We start from the raw sequence: 18,550 nt of genomic DNA on the forward strand, positions 1-18,550 counted from the left end.
TTCCCGGCGCGCGGCCCGCGCCTGCTGACGTAACCGCCCTCCGGCGCAACCATGAGCCACGACCCCAAAGCCAACGACAGCACCCCCGCCGCATCCAATTTCCTGCGCAGCATCATCGACCAGGACAACAACGCCGGCACCTATGCCGGCCGCCAGGATGCGCAGGGCCAGCCGTTGCCCACCGTCATCACCCGCTTCCCGCCGGAGCCCAACGGCTACCTGCACATCGGCCACGCCAAGAGCATCTGCGTGAACTTCGGCCTGGCGCGCGACTACGGCGGCCGCTGCCATCTGCGCTTCGACGACACCAACCCGGTCAAGGAAGACACCGAATACGTCGATTCCATCATCGACGCGGTGCACTGGCTCGGCTTCAGCTGGGACGCCACCGGCGCCGACGGCAGCAAGCAGCCGCACCTGTACTACGCCAGCGACTACTTCGACCGGCTCTACGCGTTCGCCGAGAAGCTGATCGAGCGCGGCGTGGCCTACGTCGACAGCCAGAGCGCCGAGCAGATCGCCGCCAGCCGCGGCGACTTCTCGCGCCCGGGCACGCCTTCGCCGTACCGCGACCGCGCCGCGGCGGAGAACCTGCAGCTGTTCCGCGACATGCGCGACGGCAAGTACGCCGACGGCGAGCACGTGCTGCGCGCCAAGATCGACATGAGCGCGCCCAACATCGTGATGCGCGACCCGGTGATCTACCGCATCCGCCACGCCCATCACCACCGCACGGGCGACAAGTGGTGCATCTACCCGATGTACGACTTCACGCACTGCATCTCGGACGCGCTGGAGAACATCACCCACTCGCTGTGCACGCTGGAGTTCGAGAACAACCGCCCGCTCTACGACTGGGTGCTGGCCCAGTTGCGCGAATGCGGCGTGTTCCGCGACCCGCTGCCGCACCAGTACGAGTTCGCGCGCCTGAACCTGACCTACGCCATCACCAGCAAGCGCCGCCTGCTGCAGCTGGTCAACGAGCAGCGCGTGGACGGCTGGGACGACCCGCGCATGCCGACCATCGTGGGCGTGCGCCGGCGCGGCTACACGCCGGAATCGATCCAGACGTTCTGCGAGCGCATCGGCGTGGCCAAGTCCGACAGCTGGATCGACATGAGCACGCTCGAAGGCGCCGTGCGCGACGACCTCGACGCGCGCGCGCCGCGCAGCGTGGGCGTGCTGGACCCGCTCCGGCTGATCCTCGACAACTACCCCGAAGGCCAGAACGAGGAATGCTCGGCCCCGGTGCACCCGAAGCAGCCCGAGCTGGGCCGCCGCGTGTTCCCGCTCTCGCGCGAGCTGTGGATCGAGCGCGACGACTTCAGCGAAGCGCCGCCCAAGGGCTATTTCCGCCTGTTCGCGCCGAAGGACGGCAACCCGGGCAGCAAGGTGCGGCTGCGCTACGGCTACGTGATCGAATGCACGGGCGTGGACCGCGACGCCGACGGCAAGATCGTCGCCGTGCACGCGAACTACCTGCCGGACACCAAGAGCGGCACGCCGGGCGCGGACAGCGTCAAGGTCAAGGGCAACATCCACTGGGTCAGCGCGGCGCACGCCTACGAGGCCGAGGTGCGCCTGTACGACCGCCTGTTCAGCGACCCCAACCCGGATGCCGGCGGCAAGAATTTCCTCGATGCGCTGAACCCGGACTCCAAGAAGGTGGTCACAGCCTATCTGGAGCCGGGCCTGCAGCAGGCCGCCGCGGAGGACCGCTTCCAGTTCGAGCGCCACGGCTACTTCGTGGCCGACCGCGTCGATTCGAAGCCGGGCAAGCCGGTCTTCAACCGCATCGTCGGGCTCAAGGACAGCTGGGGCAAATAAGCGCATGCAGACCATCACCTTCCCGCTCGAGGGCGAGCACATCGCCCTCAACGACCTGCTCAAGGTGGCCGGCGTGTGCGACAGCGGCGGCGCCGGCAAGGCCCTGGTGGCGGCCGGCGAAGTCTCGGTCGACGGCGCCGTGGAATCGCGCAAGACCGCCAAGATCCGCGCCGGCCAGGTGGTCAGCGTGGCCGGCGTGAAGATCCGCGTGGTGGCCGCCTGAAGCGCGCCGCGCGGGGGCTTGCCTGGCGGGCCCCCGCGCGGGACATGACGACTGAGGAAATACGATGCCAATCGCATTCTGGTGCGTACTGCTGGCGGGCATCCTGCCCGTGACGACGGTGGCCATCGCCAAGGCCGGCGGGCGCGGCTTCGACAACCACGACCCGCGCGGCTGGCTGGAGCGGCAGGCCGGACGCGCGCGCCGCGCCGACCTGGCGCACCGCAACCACTTCGAAGCCTTTCCGTTCTTTGCCGCGGCGGTGCTGTCGGCCACCTACCTGCATGCGCCGGCGGCGCGCATCGACGAGCTGGCGCTGGTCTTCATCGCCGCGCGCGTGCTCTACACTGTGTGTTACCTGGCGGACCGCGCCACGCTGCGCACGCTGTGCTGGACCGTGGGCTTCCTCTCGGTGATCGGCATCTTCCTGCTGCCGGTGTTCGTCCACTAGCGCCGCCCGGCAACCGGCCGGTTCACCAGAGGAGAGGCCCGCGCCATGCCGAAGCTTCCCGCCTTCACGCGCGCGCTGTGCCTGCTGGCCGCGCTGCCCTGCGCGGCGCAGGCCGCCCCCGCCGACTACGCGGTCGACCCCACCCACACCGCGGTCTACTTCGCCGCCAGCCACTTCGAGCGCACCTCCGTGCGCGGGCGCTTCGGCAAGATCGACGGCCGCATCAGCTACGACGAAGCCACCGGCGCCGGCGGCATCGACTTCACGGTCAATGCCGATTCGGTCGACTCGGGCAACCGCACGCTCGACGGCATCCTGCAGTCGGCGCAGTTCCTCGACGCGCAGAACTTCCCCGTGGTGCGGCTGCGCGCCAGCCGCTTCATCCGCGACGGCGAGCGCCTGGCGGCGGTGGAGGGCGAGCTGACGCTGCACGGCGTCACCCAGCCGGTGCGGCTCGAGGCGCAGCGCTTCAGCTGCGGCGAGATCTCGCTGTTCGGCATCAGGCGCCACGTGTGCGGCGGCGACTTCCGCGCCGTGATCTCGCGCAGCGCGTTCGGCATGACGCGCTTCCTGCCCGACGTCGGCGACGCCGTGACGCTCTCGATCTCGGTGGAGGCCTCGCCCGGCAAGCCGGCCGAGTGATCCGCCGGGTGACAGGCGCGCCATTCGCGCCGCGCCGCTCGCCGCGCAACATCGCCGGATGTCGGCCAAGGGACACCTTGGCGCCCGCTTTCTTCTGTAAAATCAGCGGTTTGCGGTTTTTCGGCCGGCCCTTTCCTCCTGGCTTCCCGGCCCTTGCCTGAACGGGGACGATTGACAAGATGACGATGATCGACGTCGGCGACGTGGTGGCGGCCTCGCTGGCCGCGGCGGGCGCCTGCCTGGTGTGCAGCATTCCCGCGGCCTTCCTGCGCCGCTTTCCGGCGTGGGCGCTGCGCACCTACGGCCGGCGCGCGCTGCTGGCGCCGCTGCTGACGCTGGCGGTGGCAAGCTGGCTGGCTGGACTGGCCATGTCCGGGCAGATCGACACCCCGGCCGGCCATGCGATGGTGGTCGCGGCGGCCTTCCTGTGCCTGCAGCTGGCTGCGGCGCTGCTGCGCTTCTACCTCGGCGAATACCGCAAGACCCGCTGAGGCAAGCCCGTTTGAGGCAAAACGCCGCGATCGCGCCCCGGCGCTGCGCGATCGGGGCCAGCGGCACGGCGATCGCGCCCGGCATCGCCGCGCGCGCCGTGGGAGCGGCCTGAGCGGCGCGCCCGCGGATTCACGTATCATGCGGCCTTTCGCCTTGCGCGCCACGCCGTGCGGCCGACCGCCGCGGCCCTGGTGCGCGGCGCCCGTGCACCACCCCTGCACCACCCCATTGCGCAGCAACCTCACATGGCTCTCAAATCCACCATCTACAAGGCCGAGCTTTCCGTGTCCGACATGGACCGGCCGTATTACGGCAGCCACGCGCTGACCATCGCCAAGCACCCGTCGGAAAACGACGCGCGCATGATGGTGCGCCTGCTGGCCTTCGCCTGCGAAGCCAGCGAAGCGCTCACCTTCACGCGCGGCCTGGACGAACCCGACGAGCCGGACCTGTGGGAAAAGACCCTGACCGACGAGATCGAGCACTGGATCGAGCTGGGCCAGCCCGACGAGTCCCGCCTCAAGCGCGCCGCGGCGCGCGCGCGCCGCGTGACCGTGTTCACCTACAATGGCGCAAGCGCGCGCGAATGGTGGAAGGGCATGGCGGGCAAGGCCGGCAAGCTGCGCAACGTGACCATCTACAATGTGCCGGCCGAAGCGGTGGACGCGCTCGCCGCGCTGGCCCAGCGCGCCATGCGGCTGTCGGTGACGATCCAGGACGGCGAGATCTGGGTCAGCGACGACGACCACAACGTGCGCATCACCCTCGACGTCCTGCAGCGCGCGGCGGGCTGAGCCCGCGCGGCGCCGGCATCGCCAGCACCACCAGCACGCACCACCAGCACCATCGCGCAGTACCCCGTTCGCCCGGGACCGCCAGCCACGCGCGGGCGGCCCCGGTACCGTGACACTCCCTGAGACACTACAAGGAAGCCAATCATGAATACGACTCCCTCCGGCCTGCAATACGAAGACACCGTCACCGGCGAAGGCGCCGAAGCCACCGCCGGCAAGCATGTCACGGTGCACTACACCGGCTGGCTCTACGACAACGGCCAGGCCGGCCGCAAGTTCGACTCGAGCAAGGACCGCAACGACCCCTTCGTGTTCCCGCTGGGTGCCGGCCACGTCATCCGCGGCTGGGACGAAGGCGTGCAGGGCATGAAGGTCGGCGGCACGCGCCGCCTGGTCATCCCGGCCGAGCTCGGCTACGGCGCGCGCGGCGCCGGCGGCGTGATCCCGCCGAACGCCACGCTGCTGTTCGAGGTGGAACTGCTGGCGGTCTGAGCGCCGGCCAGCGCCGCGCAGAAAAAAGGGACGCCCGCGGGCGTCCCTTTTTGCTTCCGGGCGCCGGCCGCGGTCAGAAGCTGATGGCGGCGTTGCCCACATCGACACGCACCTTGTCGCGGTCGAGCAGGCGCGCGGCGTGGCGCGCGTAGTCCTGGGCCCAGGCGGCGTCGTCGGCGAAGCGCTGCTCGCCCGAGAACTTGGCCACGTTGAGGATCTTGTCGATCACCAGCACCTTGCCCACCGGGCTGGAAGCCTGGCAGTCGAGCTCGGCGTATTCGCGGTCGAACCAGCGCCAGCCGGCCTCCTCGGTGACGGCGGCCAGTTCGGCGTCGCCGATGGTGAGGCCGAATTCCTTGCCGGTGCCGAAGGCCACCGTGAGCGTGCGCGCCATAGCCTGTTCTCCTGGGTTGATGCGGTATTGTAAGGACTTGTCCGGCGCCGCCGCCACCGTGCGCGGTCAAGTCCGTGCGATTTCGCCGGCCCCGCCGCCACGCCGACCGTTGTCTGCCGCACACAGCCAGTTGAGCGTTGCGGCGATTTCTGCCTGCCATGTGGTTTCCTTGCCGCCTGAAACGCAGCTTTGGATTATGCTTGCAGGCATGGCCATCACCCGACAAGATCTCGAAACGGATCGGCTGCGTGCTTCTCTTTGCAGCACGCCGGTGGCTTCCTCGCTACTCCCGGAAGCCGCATTCGAAGGCTCCCTGCGCGCCACGCTGGACCAGCGCCCTGACACGCCCGCGCTGGCCGGCGATGTGTGGGTGTTCGGCTACGGCTCGCTGATCTGGAACCCGATGGTGGTGCACACCGACCGCCAGCTGGCCACCGTGCACGGCTACCACCGCGGCTTCTACCTGTACTCGCGCATCAACCGCGGCACCTGGGACAGCCCCGGCCTGGTGCTGGGGCTCGACCGCGGCGGCTCGTGCCACGGCGTGGCGTTCCGCATCCCCCATGACATGATCGAGCAGGAATTCCGCCTGCTGTGGCGCCGCGAGATGCTGACCGGCGCCTACCACCCGCGCTGGCTCAACGTGAAACTGGCCGGCAGCGCGCCGCAGCCGGCGCTGGCCTTCGTCATGAACCGCGGCCACGAAGCCTACGCCGGGCGCCTGCCCGACGAGCGCGTGGTGGCCTGCCTGCGCCACGCCGCCGGCCTGTACGGCCCGGCGCGCGAATACCTGCAGCAGACCCTGCTCGGGCTGGCCACCAACGGCGTCGACGATCCCTATCTCGGCCGGCTGTGGCGCCAGTTGCAGGACACCGATGCCGCAAGCGGGCCTGCCGCCGGCACGGCCGCCTGATCCGGACCTATCCAGGAATCCACCCGATGCCGCGCCCCGCCGCCCGCCCCCGCCGACTGGTACTGGCCGAAGTGCTGGGGCTGACCGGGCTGCTGATGGGCGGCGCGCTGCTGGCCGGCCCGGGCGGATCGAGCCTGGCGGCGCGCCCCGCCGGCGGCGCGGCGTCCCATGCTGCGTCCCGCTCGCAGGCACCCGCGGGCACCGCGGCGTCCGGCCCGCGCGAGGGCGTGGGCGCGCTCGATCGCAACCTGATCGCCGCGGCCATGCAGGGCGACCTCGAACTGGTCAAGCGCCTGCTTGCCGCCGGCGCCTCCGCGCAGGCCACCGACGAGCGCGGCCGCAGCGCCTTGCTGGTGGCGGTGGACAGCCGCCACACCGAGGTCGCCAAGACCCTGGTGGCGGCCGGCGCCAACGTCAACCGCAAGGACATCGACGCCAACAGCCCCTTCCTGCTGGCCGCCGCCACCGGGCAGCTCGAGATGGTGCAGCTTTCGCTGGCGCACGGCGCCGACCTCGCCAGCACCGACAGCAACGACAGCACGGCGCTGATCCTGGCCAGCCAGCATGGCAATACCGAGGTGGTGAAAGTGCTGCTCAAGGCCGGCGTGCCGGTCGACCACGTCAACCGGCAGGGCTGGACCGCGCTGCTGGAAACCATCGTCATGGGCGACGGCAGCGCGCGCTACGAAGACACCGTGCAACTGCTGCTCGACGCCGGCGCGGACGCCAACCTGGCGGACCGCGACGGCACCACCCCGACGCGGCACGCGCGCGAGCGCAGCTACAAGACGATGGTGAAGATGCTGGTGCGCGCGCGCGGGCACTGAAGGCCGCCCCGCGCGCGGCGGGCGTCAGGCGGCAGGCATCAGGCCGCCGGCCTGGCCGCATCGTCGCGCGCGTTCTCGCTTTCCTGCAGCTGGCGCCACATCACCTTGCCGGTGCCCGACTTGGGCAGCGCGTCGACGAACTCCACCACGCGCGGGTACTTGTAGGCCGCCATGTTCTCCCTGGCCCATTCGATGATGTCCTCGGGCGTGGTCTTGCCGCGGGCGTCGGTCTTGAGCACCACCACCGCCTTGACGGTCTCGCCGCGGTAGGCGTCGCGCGTGCCGATGATGCAGGCTTCCTGCACGGCCGGATGCTTGTACAGCAGGTTCTCCACCTCGGCCGGCCACACCTTGAAGCCGGAGGCGTTGATCATGCGCTTGAGGCGGTCGGTCAGGAAGTAGTAGCCCTCCTCGTCCATGCGCCCGAGGTCGCCGGTGCGGAAGAAGGTCTTGCCCTCGAACTCGATGAAGGCGTCGCGCGTGGCGTCCGGCTTGCCCCAGTAGCCCTTGAACACCTGCGGGCCGCACACGATGATCTCGCCGGTTTCGTTGGGCGGCAGCTCGGCCAGCGTGACCGGGTCGATCACGCGCGCATCGGTGTTGAAGGTGGGCACGCCCAGGCATTGCAGCTTGGGGCGGTCGCTCGGGTTGCCGTGGGTCGGCGCCATCGTCTCCGACAGGCCGTAGCCTTCCAGGTAGTTCAGGCCGAACTGCTGGTGCAGCCGCTCGGCCACCGCCTGCGGCATGGCCGCGCCGCCGCCGCCGATGTAGCGCAGGCTCGACAGGTCGAACTGGGCCAGGTTGGGGCTGCCGAGGAAGTCGATCACCATCGTCGGGATGTTGGTCCAGTGCGTGACCTTGTAGCGCGAGATCAGGCGCCCGGCCACCTCGCGGTCCCAGCGCGGCAGCATCACCACGGTGGCGCCGCTGTAGATCGGGCCGTTCATGCCGTACTGCATGCCGGTGACGTGGAACAGCGGCAGCACCGACAGGATGGTCGATTCCGCGCCGCTGCCGCTCCAGGTGCTGCCGCCGATCACGTTGTGCATGACCGTGCGGTGGGTGTGGATGCAGCCCTTGGGAAAGCCGGTGGTGCCCGAGGTGTACGGCATCACCGCCATGTCGTCGGGGCCTGCGGTGTGCGGCGCCGGCACCCGCTGCGCGGCGAGGACCCGCGACCACGGCGTGGCGCCGGCCGGCAGCGGGTGCTCGGCGGTGAGCCAGGCCGGCGGCGCGTCCTCGGGGTTCTCGTAGCTGGCCGGCAGCGCGTCGCCGTACTGCGTGACCAGCATGTGCCGCAGGCGCTGCGCCTCGGGCAGCTCGGCGCTGGCCTGTTCGGCGCCGGCGGCGAGGTCGGCGCTGCAGATCGCCACGCGCGCCTGCGCGTCGCTGATGTAATGCTTGAATTCCTCGGTGCGGTTCATCGGGTTGACCGGCACCACCACGGCGTCGGCGCGCAGGATGGCGTAGTAGCCGATGATGAACTGCGGGCAGTTCTGCATGTAGAGCAGCACCCGGTCGCCCTTCTTCACGCCGGCTTCCTGCTGCAGCCAGCCGGCCACCGCGCTGGCCTGCGCCTCGAGCTGGCGGAAGGTGATGGCATTGCCGAAATAGCGGATGGCCGCCTTGTCGGCGTAGCGGTGCGCGGAAACCACCAGGTTGTACCAGAGCGAGGTCTCCGGCGACACGATCTCGGTAGGAACGCGCTTGGGCCAGAACTGGAAATGCGGGCGCGCGGGCTGGTGGGTCTGCATGGAACGTCTCCTGTGCGGTCTGTCCGACCTGATCTTGGATACCAGTCAAGCAATATAACCGAACGACCGTTCTATTTTCAATCCATCGCTTACCCTTGCCCGTCCACCTTATCCATCCGCCTTGCCCGCCCGCCTTTGCGCGCCACGCTGTTGCAATCGGCCGCATCCGCCCCCAACTAGCCCGCGTATGGCCCCGGCATGCGCGGGGCTTCCCTTCTAGCGAGACCAAGTCATGAGCGACGTAACCCTGCAGAATTTCGAGGCGGACGTGATCGAGACATCGCGTCACATCCCGGTGCTGGTGGATTTCTGGGCGCCCTGGTGCGGCCCGTGCAAGACGCTGGGACCGATGCTGGAGAAGCTCGAAGCGGAGGCCGGCGGCAAGTGGCGGCTGGCCAAGGTCAACGTGGACGAGAACCAGGATCTCGCCGCGCACTTCGGCGTGCGCAGCATCCCGCATGTGGTGGCCTTCGTGGACGGCCAGGCGGTGGACCAGTTCACCGGCGTGCTGCCGGAGTCGGGCCTGCGCGAGTTCCTCGCGCGCGTGATGCCGGACCCGGGCCAGACCGCCCTGCGCGCCGCGCGCGACGCGCTCGCCGCCGGCGACCGCGAGGCCGCGCGGGCGGCGTTCCAGGCGGCGCTGGCCTTCGATCCGGGCTTCGACGCGGCGCGGCTCGAGTACATCGGCTTCCTGCTCGACGGCGACGCGCTGGAGCAGGCCGAGACCGAGTTCGGCATGCTGTCGCGCGGCGCGTCGCAGGAAGACGGCTTCGCGGCGCTGCGCACCCGGCTCGAAGCCATGCGCGGCGTGGCCGAACTGCCCGACACGGCCACCCTGGCCGCGCGCGTGGCGGCCGCGCCCGGCGACCTGCGCACGCGCCTGGACCTGGCCCGCGCGCTGATCGCGCACCGGCAGTACGAGCCGGCGCTGGAACAGCTGCTGGCCATCGTGCGGGCCGACCGCGGCTTCGAGGAGGACATCGGGCGCGTCACCATGCTGTCGGTGTTCGCGCTCATGGGCGACCAGCCCGAGGCGGTGTCGCGCTGGCGCCGGCAACTGGCCTCGGTGCTGAATTAAACTGGCGGGCCCGACCTTCCTGCCCGCCCTAGCCGTGACCGCTGCCGCCCTGCCCCGCCTGGCCGATTTCCGCGCCGACCCCGCCCCCAGCCACGACCGTCCGCGCCCGGACCGGCTCGTGGCGGGCAATCCCGAGCGCACCACCTGGACGCACTACAGCGCCGGCCAGGGTGACTTCGACTGCGGGGTGTGGGGCTGCGAGCCGGGCGCGTGGCGCATCGCCTTCCCGGCGGGCAAGGAGGAATTCTTCCACGTCATCAGCGGACGCATCCGCATCAGCGACGACGCGGGCAACGCGCGCGAGTTCGGGCCCGGCGACGCCTGCGTGATCCCGGCCGGCTTCACCGGCCTGTTCGAGGTGCTGGAAACGGTGCGCAAGCACTTCGTGGTGCTCGACCGCGCGGCCGCCGGCGGCGGCTGAAGCGCCGCGGCGCGGCCGTCTTCAGGCGGCCTGCCCGTCGGGCGCCTCGATCAGCGTGAAGCCGTGCTCGCGCATGTAGCCGACCATCATCGCGTCCATCGACCTCACGTGCTGGTCGAACCAGCCGGGCAGTTCGGACACCAGCCGCCGGCCCAGCGTCACGTCGCCCTCGGCGACCTTGACGCGCACCGCGTCGGCCACCGCCAGCACCTGCTGGTGCTCGCCGCGGTGGCAGTGCTGCGGGCCGAAGTTCATGGCTTCCATCCACGTTTCTTCCTGGCCGAAATGATGGCGCGTGTGCTCGATCCACTCGTCCAGCGCGGCCAGGAAGCCGTCGTCCGCGGCGCGCGCGGCGGCATCGAGCAATTGCACGAATTCTTCATGGGTGGCGTCGGTCACCGGCTCGCCGAGCAGCAGCTCGGGCGCAAGGGCGGCGCGGCTCGGCGCGGGGACATCCGTGGCGTAGTCGGTCATGTCTGGAGAAGCGAGGCAACGAAGGAATCGGCTGGCCGGCCCCGCGCCCGCGGCGCGAAGTCCGGCCCCAGCCGAGAGCATACCGAATCCGCCGCGGCGCGGACTGATCCAGGACAAACCGGCGCGCGGGTTATGCTGGCGGCTGGCTTTCCACCGCCGCGGGCTCCGCCCCGCCTTCCCATGCCCCGACTGCTCTTCTTCTGCGGCCATGCCGGCACCGGCAAGACCACCCTGGCCCACCGCCTGATCGGCCCGCTCATGCAGGCCACCGGCGAGCCGTTCTGCCTGCTCGACAAGGACACCCTGTACGGCAGCTACAGCGCCGCCGCGATGGGCGCGCTGACCGGCGACCCCAACGACCGCGACAGCCCCACCTACCTCAAGTACCTGCGCGACGCCGAATACCACGGCCTGCTCGACACCGCGCGCGAGAACCTCGCGCTGGGCATCAGCGTGATCGTGGTCGGGCCGCTGTCGCGCGAGGTGCGCGACCACCGGCTGCACGATCCGGCATGGCTGCGCGTGCCCGCCGGCACCCAGGTGCGCACGGTGTGGGTCCACCTGCCCGAGGACGAGGCGCACGCGCGCATCGTGCGGCGCGGCAACCCCAACGATGCCTACAAGCTCGCGCACTGGGAGGACTACCGCGCGCGGCGCTTCATGCCGGCGCCGGAGCAGCATCCCGAGCTGCGCTATTTCGACAACACCGCGCCGGACGAGGCCGAGCTGGCGGCCCTGCTGGCGGCGCTGGCCGCCTAGCGCGGGCGCGCGGCTCACTCGGGAGCGGCGGGCTCGGTCAGTGCGGTGAGCGCGCCCAGCACGCTGGCGGCGGCGACCATGCCGAACACCGCCGTGACCGCCACCGACGAGCCGAAGCCGGCGCAGGCCAGGCCCTGCGGGCCGGCGGGCGCGATCGCGGGCGCGTCGGCCGGGGCTTCGTCGATCTCGCAGGCCTGCTGCTCGGGTTCGGGATAGCGCAGCGGCTCGTCGGAGAAGACCGCGTCGATGCCGAACTTGCGCTTGGGATTGCGCGGCCAGCCCCAGTCCTGGCGCAGGCGGGAGCGCACCTTGGCCAGCAGTGGGTCCTGCACCGTGCGCGAGAAATCGACCACACGGATGCGGGTCGGGTCGAGCTGGCCGCCGGCGCCGCCGCAGGTGATGATGCGCCGCCCGGTGCGGCGCGCCCAGCCCAGCATGGCGACCTTGACCTTGACCGAATCGATCGCGTCGATGATGTAGTCGTGCCCGCCGAGCAGCTCGGCGACGTTGTCCTCGGTGACGAAGTCGTCCACCTCGGTCACGCGGCAGCGCGGGTTGATCTGCACCATGCGCTCGGCCATCGCCTGCACCTTGGCGCGGCCGTAGGCATCGCCCAGCGCGTGGATCTGGCGGTTGGTGTTGGACAGCGCGATGTGGTCGAGGTCGATCAGCGTGACGCGGCCGACCGCGTTGCGCGCCAGCGCCTCGGCCGCCCAGCTGCCCACGCCGCCGATGCCGACCACGCATACGCTGGCCGCCTCCAGCCGCGCCAGCCCGGCCGCGCCGTACAGCCGCGCCACGCCGCCGAAGCGGCGGTGGTAGTCGTCGTCGGCCGGGCTCTCGTGCGTCAGCGCCGGCGGCAGCTGCGCCAGTTCCGGGGAGGCGGAAGGGGCCGGGGAGGTTTCCGGGACGAGGTGGCTCATGGATAGGATCGAGGCTTGCTGAAGGAGGGCCGCCGGCGGGCGGACGCGGGCGGACTGGCCGTCCAGGCGCCGCCTGCGTCACCCTGTCAGCCTGGCGCCGACAGGAGAACGCGGCGCGCAACTATACAATACCTGACAACAGTGGTCCGGCCGCCGCATCGCCCCACCCCCGGGGCCGGCGCCGCGGCCACCCGCCCGACCAGGACGACAATCCCATGCCCGTGCGCCGCAAGGCCGTTCTCTGGAGTGTACTGACGCCGCTGGCGCTGGTGGCCATCGTGGTCGTGGTCGTCCTGACCTTCGACTGGAACCGCCTCAAGCCGTGGCTCAACCAGCGCGTGTCCGAGGCCATCGGCCGGCCTTTCGCCGTCAACGGCGACCTCACGCTGACCTGGCGCAGCGCGCAGGGCGAGACCGGCTGGCACACCTGGGTGCCGTGGCCGCGGCTGTCGGCCGCCGATATCACGATCGGCAACCCGGACTGGGCGCGCGAGCCGAACTTCGCCACCGTGCGCGAGCTGATCTTCGTGCTGCGCCCGCTGCCGCTGCTGTCGCGCCAGATCTCGATTTCCACCATCGTGGTCGACAGCCCGGCCGTGTGGCTCGAGCGCCTGGCCGACCAGCGCAACAACTGGACCTTCGCCACGCCGGCCAGCAAGCAGCCGTCCGAGTGGCGGCTCGACATCGGCGAGGTGGCGCTGGCGCAGGGCGACCTGAGCCTGTCCGACCAGGTGCTGAAGCTCGACATGCAGGCGCGCCTGGACACCATCGGCGACAGCCCGCTCTACGACAAGGCCCGCGACGGCGCGCTCACCGGCGCGGCGGCCCCGGGCACCGCCGGCGCCACGGCGGCAGCGCCCGCCAGCCAGCGCTACGGCCTGCGCTGGAAGGCCACCGGCCGCTACCACGACGCCACCGTCAGCGCCAGCGGCAAGGCCGGCACGGTGCTGAGCCTGCGCGACGCCAACGTGCCGTTCCCGGTGCAGGCCGATGCGCGCGTCGGCAACACGCGCGCGGTGGTGGAAGGCACGCTCACCAACCCGGCCCATCTCGGCGCGCTCGACGTCAACCTGCAATTGTCCGGCGACAACATGGCCCGGCTGTACGCGCTCACCGGCATCGTGCTGCCCAGCACGCCGCCCTACGAGACGCGCGGGCGGCTGGTGGCCACGCTGCGCAAGGGCGCCTCGGCGTACCGCTACGACAAGTTCAGCGGGCGCGTGGGCGGCAGCGACCTGAGCGGCACGCTCAGCTATGCCCAGCGCCAGCCGCGTCCGCTGCTGTCGGGCGAGCTGGAATCGAGCCAGCTGCGCTTCGAGGACCTGGCGCCGCTGATCGGCGCCGACGCCAGGCCCGGCGGCGCGGCCGCGGACAGCACCGTGCGCCAGCCCGCCGACAAGGCGCTGCCGGTGGCGCCGTTCCGCACCGAGCGCTGGGACAGCATCGACGCGGACGTGAAGTTCACCGGCAAGCGCATCGTGCGCACCGCCGACCTGCCGATCACCGATCTCGTCACCCACCTCAAGCTCGACGACGGCCTGCTCACGCTGGACCCGCTCGACTTCGGCATCGCCGGCGGCAACCTGGTGTCGACGCTGCAGCTCAACGGCAAGCGCGCGCCGCTGGCCGCCACCATCGACATGAAGGCGCGCCACCTCAAGCTCAAGCAGCTGTTCCCGAAATTCGAGTCGATGCGCGCCAGCATCGGCGAGCTCAACGGCGCCGCGCGGCTCAGCGCCACCGGCAACTCGGTGGCGGCCCTGCTCGGCAGCGCCAACGGCGAAGCCAAGCTGCTGGTGGAAAACGGCACGGTGAGCAAGTTCGTCCTCGAGGCGATGGGCCTGAACGTGGGCAGCGTGGTGATCTCCAAGCTGTTCGGCGACAAGCCGGTGCGGATCAACTGCGGCGTGAGCGACGTCAGCTTCACCAACGGCCTGGCGCGCGCGCGCACCTTCGTGCTCGACACGCAGGACGCCGTGATCGACACCACCGGCGCGGTCGACCTGGCCAGCGAACGGCTCGCGCTGACCATCCGGCCGGACTCGAAGGGCCTGCGCATCTTCTCGCTGCGCTCGCCGCTCTACGTGGGCGGCACGCTGAAAAAGCCCACGGTCAGCCCCGACATCGGCGTGCTGGCCCTGCGCGCGGGCGGCGCGGTGGCGCTGGCGCTGGTGGCGCCGGTCGGCGCCGCGGTGCTGCCGCTGATCGATCTCTCCGGCGGCGGCGAGGAATCGCAATGCGGCAAGCTGCTGGCGCAGGTGCGCAAGCGCCCGCTGGCGCCGCCGCCAGGCCAGGCCTACCGCGAGCCGGCCAGCGGCGCCGCCGGCCCCGTGCCATCGGGCGCGGGCGCTGCCGCCGCGCCGGCACGGCCGGCGCCCGACGCCTCGCTGCACCAAGGCGGCTGACCGCCGCGCACCATCGCGGTGGCGCCACCGTTGCCCGTGCGCGACACCCGCGCATGCATCGACGCAATTTCGCAACACTTTCGCCCCACTGGTGCAGAGAACCGTTGTCTATCGCACACGCCGCTCGCATAATTAAACGGCCATTTACAACGAAGTCTTCAATAGATGGCGCATTGCGGACCTCTGCGAGTGATCGTGGCGTCCTTCTCAGGGTGCGGTTTCGGCCGCACTTGTTTTTCTCCCGGATTCCCCCAAAGCCCCCGCCCGCGCATGACGCCGCTACACGCCACCGTTCCGCCGATCAGCTGCCTGATCGCGCTCACGGTGTGCAACCACGTGGCCTTCAATGCCAGCCGCGTGGTGGTGTCGCTGTTCGCGCTGTCCCTCAAGGCCTCCACCGTCACGCTCGGCATCCTGATGTCGCTCTATGCGCTGCTGCCGATGCTGCTGGCCATCCATGCCGGCAAGCGCATCGACGAGATCGGCCCGCGCAAGCCGCTCATGGCCGGCTCGCTGATGGTGCTCGCGGGCACGCTGCTGCCGGCGCTGTGGCCGGGCATCGCGGCGCTCTATCTTTCGTGCGCGCTGATCGGCGTGGGCTTCATGCTGGTGCAGGTGGCCATGCAGCTGCTGATCGGCCAGATCTCCAGCGACGGCACGCGGCTGCGCAACTACACGCTGCACGCGCTCGGGCTGTCGTTCTCCGGCACGCTGGGGCCGGTGGTGATGGGCTACATGATCGAGCACGCGGGCTTCCGCCCGGCCTTCTTCACGCTGGTGGCGGTGGCCGCGGCGGGGCTGGCCGGCCTGCAGCTGGTGCGCCACCGCCTGCCCGCGCGCGGCGCCCGGGCCGCGCGCAACGCCATCGTCGACGGCAGCCGCAGTTCCACGCTGGGCCTGCTGGCGCACCCCGAGCTGCGCGCGGTGTTCATCGCCAGCGCGGTGCTGTCGGCCGCGTGGGACCTGCATGCCTTCCTGATCCCGATCCAGGGCACGCGCGTGGGGTTGTCGCCGTCGTCGATCGGCTGGGTGCTGGGCGCGTTCGCCATCGCCACCTTCGCCATCCGCGTGGCGATGCCGCTGGTGTCGCGCCGGCTGTCGGAATGGAAGGTGATCCGCGGCGCGCTGCTGCTCGGCTCGGTGGCCTACCTGCTCTATCCCTTCGTCGCGCAGTTCTGGCTGATGTGCTGCCTGGCGTTCCTGCTCGGGCTGGCGCTGGGCAGCGCGCAGCCCAACGTGATGAACATCCTGCACGCGGCCTCGCCGAGCGGGCGCGCCGGCGAGGCGCTGGGGCTGCGCTCGGCCGTGCTCAACACCAGCCAGGTGGTGTGGCCGCTGACCTTCGGCGTGGTCGGCACCGCGCTCGGCATGCTGCCGATCTTCCTGTCGATGGCGGGCGCGATGGGCGTGGCCGGCTACTACTCGCGCGGGCATGCGCGCAAGCTGCCGCCGCCAGCGGCCTGACGATGGCAACGCGAGGGCTTGCGCGTGCGCAAATGCGGCCGGGTGCGCTTTCGCTATACTCGAATCAGGCGCGCCGCCGGTGCCGGGCAGGCCTGCCCGGCGCGGCACGCAGACTTGATACCTGATCCGACATGACCCAACTTGCCGACCTCCGCCGCACCTACGTGCTCGGCTCGCTCTCCGAGTCCGACGTGGCGACCGATCCCATCAGCCAGTTCCAGCGCTGGTTCGACGAAGCCATCCATGCCAAGCTGCCCGAGCCCAACGCGATGACGCTGGCCACCGTCGACACCGACGGCCAGCCGTCCGCGCGCATCGTGCTGCTCAAGGGCATGGACGCCAGCGGCTTCACCTTCTTCACCAACTACGAAAGCCGCAAGGGCCTGGACATGGCCGGCAACCCGCGCGCGGCGCTGCTGTTCCACTGGGTGCAGCTCGAGCGCCAGGTGCGCGTGGAAGGCACCGTGGAAAAGGTCAGCGATGCCGAGAGCGATGCCTATTACGCCTCGCGCCCGCTCGGCTCGCGCCTGGGCGCGTGGGCGTCGGAGCAGAGCCGCGAGGTCGCGGACCGCGCGGTGCTGGAGCAGCGCGAGGCGGATTTCCGTGCCAGGTTCGGCGACAACCCGCCGCGGCCGGCCCACTGGGGCGGCTATCGCCTGGTGCCGTCGCGCATCGAATTCTGGCAGGGCCGGCCGTCGCGCCTGCACGACCGCATCGCCTACCGGCTGCAGGCGGACGGCGCGTGGCAGATCGTGCGGCTGTCGCCGTGAGCCATTGAATGGCGGCTGAATAGCGGCTGAATTGTCCGGGCGGCCAGGCGGCCGCGGCCCCGCGCGCATCGGGGCCGCGCACTGCACAAAATTGGGAATTGTCGTAAAGTGAGTCATCGGCACTTCCGCGAGGAAGACGCCATCGTGTGCAGGCCCAGCCTGCCCGCTGCTGAGGTTCGAGGAGTGTGCCGCAACCGCCAATTTGGGAGGCCGCATGTTTTTCAAGCAAGCACTGGACAAGCAACTGGATCACTGGATCGCCGATCTGCGCGAGCGAGCCAACCTCCCGGTCAAGCTGCGATTATGGAACGGCAACGAGTATCCGCTCGGCCGCTTCGAGCAGCCCGCGGTCACGCTGACGGTCCGCGAGGCGGGCGCGCTGCCGCTGCTGCTCACGCCGAGCCTCGACAACCTCGGCGAAGCCTACGTGCAGGAGAAGATCGACCTGGACGGCAAGCTCAGCGACATCATCGCCGTGGCCTACCGCTTCTCCGCCGCCGCCAGCGCGCAGGCCGGCGGCGCGCTGGCCCGCGTGGCGCAGCACTTCGCCCACACCAAGGCCGCCGACAAGGCCTCGATCCAGTACCACTACGACGTCTCCAACGCGTTCTACGCGCTCTGGCTCGATCCGGCGATGGTCTATTCCTGCGCCTACTTCGAAAACGGCGACGAGGACCTCGCCACCGCGCAGCGCAAGAAGATCGACCACATCCTGACCAAGATCCGCCTGCAGCCCGGCCAGACCCTGCTCGACATCGGCTGCGGCTGGGGCGCGCTGGTGCTGCGCGCGGCGCAGAAGTTCGGCGCGCGCTGCGTGGGCATCACGCTGTCGCAGAACCAGTTCGACCTGGCCACCGAGCGGGTCAGGCAGGCGGGCTTGTCGGACCGCATCGAGATCCGCCTGCAGGACTACCGCGACACCGCCGGCACGTTCGACCGCATCACCAGCGTCGGCATGTTCGAGCACGTCGGCAAGGACAACCTGCCCGGCTACTTCAAGCGCATGCGCGAGCTGCTGGCCGACGACGGCTTCGCCATGAACCACGGCATCACCTCGCCCGATCCCGAGAGCGGCGCCACGCCGATGGACGGCTCCGAATTCATGGACCGCTACGTGTTCCCGCAGGGCGAGCTGCCGCACATCGGCATGGTGCTCAACACGCTCCAGCGCGGCGGCCTGGAAGCCACCGACGTGGAGCTGATGCGCAACCACTACAACCGCACGCTGCACCACTGGGCGGACAACTTCGAGGCGCAGGGTGATACCATCCGCGCGATGGTGGGCGAGAAGAAATACCGCATCTGGCGCGTCTACCTGGCGGGCTGCGCGCACGCCTTCGATACCGACCAGATGTCGATCTACCAGGTGGTCTGCCACAAGGCCGGCCTGCCCTCGCAGAGCCTGCCCTGGTCGCGCCGCTACATCTACGACAAACCGCTGGACTGAAAA

Annotated in this window: 20 protein-coding genes; 16 read left to right on the top strand and 4 right to left on the bottom strand. The window is 70.4% G+C overall.

Going from position 1 to position 18,550, the window contains the following annotated elements; all coding sequences use genetic code 11:
• The first annotated feature begins 51 nt into the window (after positions 1–51).
• The 7 genes from K206_RS0122165 (at position 52) to K206_RS0122200 (ending at position 4,918) form a co-directional block, all read left to right on the top strand.
• Positions 52–1,827, top strand: coding sequence for a glutamine--tRNA ligase/YqeY domain fusion protein (locus K206_RS0122165; protein ID WP_020204583.1), 1,776 nt, complete (start codon positions 52–54; stop codon positions 1,825–1,827).
• 4 nt (positions 1,828–1,831) lie between these two features.
• On the top strand, positions 1,832–2,050 hold the full coding sequence (locus K206_RS0122170; RefSeq protein ID WP_006159028.1) for an RNA-binding S4 domain-containing protein: 219 nt from the start codon (positions 1,832–1,834) through the stop codon (positions 2,048–2,050).
• Between the two features lie 64 nt (positions 2,051–2,114).
• Entirely contained in the window at positions 2,115–2,498 is a 384-nt protein-coding gene (locus K206_RS0122175) for an MAPEG family protein (RefSeq protein WP_020204584.1), read from the top strand.
• Between the two features lie 45 nt (positions 2,499–2,543).
• On the top strand, positions 2,544–3,140 hold the full coding sequence (locus tag K206_RS0122180; RefSeq protein ID WP_020204585.1) for a YceI family protein: 597 nt from the start codon (positions 2,544–2,546) through the stop codon (positions 3,138–3,140).
• A 179-nt stretch (positions 3,141–3,319) separates the two neighbouring features.
• Complete coding sequence (locus tag K206_RS0122185) at positions 3,320–3,631, top strand: hypothetical protein (protein ID WP_020204586.1); 312 nt, start codon at positions 3,320–3,322, stop codon at positions 3,629–3,631.
• Positions 3,632–3,877: 246 nt separating this feature from the next.
• Positions 3,878–4,426: a YaeQ family protein gene (locus tag K206_RS0122195; protein ID WP_020204588.1), complete on the top strand. Its 549-nt coding sequence runs from the start codon at positions 3,878–3,880 to the stop codon at positions 4,424–4,426.
• 144 nt (positions 4,427–4,570) lie between these two features.
• Positions 4,571–4,918 (top strand): FKBP-type peptidyl-prolyl cis-trans isomerase, encoded by a 348-nt coding sequence (locus K206_RS0122200; protein ID WP_020204589.1) that lies wholly within the window; start codon positions 4,571–4,573, stop codon positions 4,916–4,918.
• A gap of 73 nt (positions 4,919–4,991) precedes the next feature.
• Here the strand turns inward: K206_RS0122200 and K206_RS0122205 are convergent, their stop codons facing one another.
• On the bottom strand, positions 4,992–5,312 hold the full coding sequence (locus K206_RS0122205) for a hypothetical protein (protein ID WP_020204590.1): 321 nt from the start codon (positions 5,310–5,312) through the stop codon (positions 4,992–4,994).
• Between the two features lie 208 nt (positions 5,313–5,520).
• On the opposite strand from K206_RS0122205, the gene K206_RS38960 reads away from it, so the two are divergent.
• Together K206_RS38960 and K206_RS38965 are read left to right on the top strand one after the other, a co-directional pair.
• Positions 5,521–6,225 carry a gamma-glutamylcyclotransferase gene (locus K206_RS38960; RefSeq protein ID WP_043366986.1) on the top strand — a complete coding sequence of 235 codons (705 nt, stop codon included), beginning with the start codon at positions 5,521–5,523 and terminating at the stop codon, positions 6,223–6,225.
• A 26-nt stretch (positions 6,226–6,251) separates the two neighbouring features.
• Entirely contained in the window at positions 6,252–7,052 is an 801-nt protein-coding gene (locus K206_RS38965) for an ankyrin repeat domain-containing protein (protein ID WP_020204592.1), read from the top strand.
• A gap of 38 nt (positions 7,053–7,090) precedes the next feature.
• On the opposite strand, the gene K206_RS0122220 is transcribed toward K206_RS38965, so the two are convergent.
• On the bottom strand, positions 7,091–8,806 hold the full coding sequence (locus K206_RS0122220) for a long-chain fatty acid--CoA ligase (protein ID WP_020204593.1): 1,716 nt from the start codon (positions 8,804–8,806) through the stop codon (positions 7,091–7,093).
• A 232-nt stretch (positions 8,807–9,038) separates the two neighbouring features.
• On the opposite strand from K206_RS0122220, the gene trxA reads away from it, so the two are divergent.
• Together trxA and K206_RS0122230 are read left to right on the top strand one after the other, a co-directional pair.
• A complete protein-coding gene (trxA, locus tag K206_RS0122225; protein ID WP_020204594.1) occupies positions 9,039–9,884 on the top strand; it encodes a thioredoxin in 846 nt (281 codons plus the stop codon).
• A 34-nt stretch (positions 9,885–9,918) separates the two neighbouring features.
• Positions 9,919–10,305: a cupin domain-containing protein gene (locus K206_RS0122230; protein WP_020204595.1), complete on the top strand. Its 387-nt coding sequence runs from the start codon at positions 9,919–9,921 to the stop codon at positions 10,303–10,305.
• A gap of 21 nt (positions 10,306–10,326) precedes the next feature.
• Here K206_RS0122230 and K206_RS0122235 read toward each other — a convergent pair whose 3' ends face one another.
• Positions 10,327–10,779 carry a bacteriohemerythrin gene (locus K206_RS0122235; protein WP_020204596.1) on the bottom strand — a complete coding sequence of 151 codons (453 nt, stop codon included), beginning with the start codon at positions 10,777–10,779 and terminating at the stop codon, positions 10,327–10,329.
• A 180-nt stretch (positions 10,780–10,959) separates the two neighbouring features.
• On the opposite strand from K206_RS0122235, the gene K206_RS0122240 reads away from it, so the two are divergent.
• On the top strand, positions 10,960–11,538 hold the full coding sequence (locus tag K206_RS0122240; protein ID WP_020204597.1) for an ATP-binding protein: 579 nt from the start codon (positions 10,960–10,962) through the stop codon (positions 11,536–11,538).
• A 14-nt stretch (positions 11,539–11,552) separates the two neighbouring features.
• Here the strand turns inward: K206_RS0122240 and tcdA are convergent, their stop codons facing one another.
• Positions 11,553–12,461, bottom strand: coding sequence for a tRNA cyclic N6-threonylcarbamoyladenosine(37) synthase TcdA (tcdA, locus tag K206_RS0122245; protein WP_020204598.1), 909 nt, complete (start codon positions 12,459–12,461; stop codon positions 11,553–11,555).
• A 215-nt stretch (positions 12,462–12,676) separates the two neighbouring features.
• On the opposite strand from tcdA, the gene K206_RS0122250 reads away from it, so the two are divergent.
• The 4 genes from K206_RS0122250 (at position 12,677) to K206_RS0122265 (ending at position 18,547) form a co-directional block, all read left to right on the top strand.
• A complete protein-coding gene (locus K206_RS0122250) occupies positions 12,677–14,866 on the top strand; it encodes an AsmA family protein (RefSeq protein WP_020204599.1) in 2,190 nt (729 codons plus the stop codon).
• A 270-nt stretch (positions 14,867–15,136) separates the two neighbouring features.
• Positions 15,137–16,330, top strand: coding sequence for an MFS transporter (locus tag K206_RS0122255; protein WP_020204600.1), 1,194 nt, complete (start codon positions 15,137–15,139; stop codon positions 16,328–16,330).
• Between the two features lie 131 nt (positions 16,331–16,461).
• On the top strand, positions 16,462–17,100 hold the full coding sequence (gene pdxH / locus K206_RS0122260; protein WP_020204601.1) for a pyridoxamine 5'-phosphate oxidase: 639 nt from the start codon (positions 16,462–16,464) through the stop codon (positions 17,098–17,100).
• 214 nt (positions 17,101–17,314) lie between these two features.
• Positions 17,315–18,547: a cyclopropane-fatty-acyl-phospholipid synthase family protein gene (locus K206_RS0122265; RefSeq protein WP_020204602.1), complete on the top strand. Its 1,233-nt coding sequence runs from the start codon at positions 17,315–17,317 to the stop codon at positions 18,545–18,547.
• Positions 18,548–18,550 lie beyond the last annotated feature (3 nt).

It is taken from the genome of Cupriavidus sp. WS, from assembly GCF_000395345.1.
Taxonomy (GTDB): Bacteria; Pseudomonadota; Gammaproteobacteria; order Burkholderiales; family Burkholderiaceae; genus Cupriavidus; species Cupriavidus basilensis_B.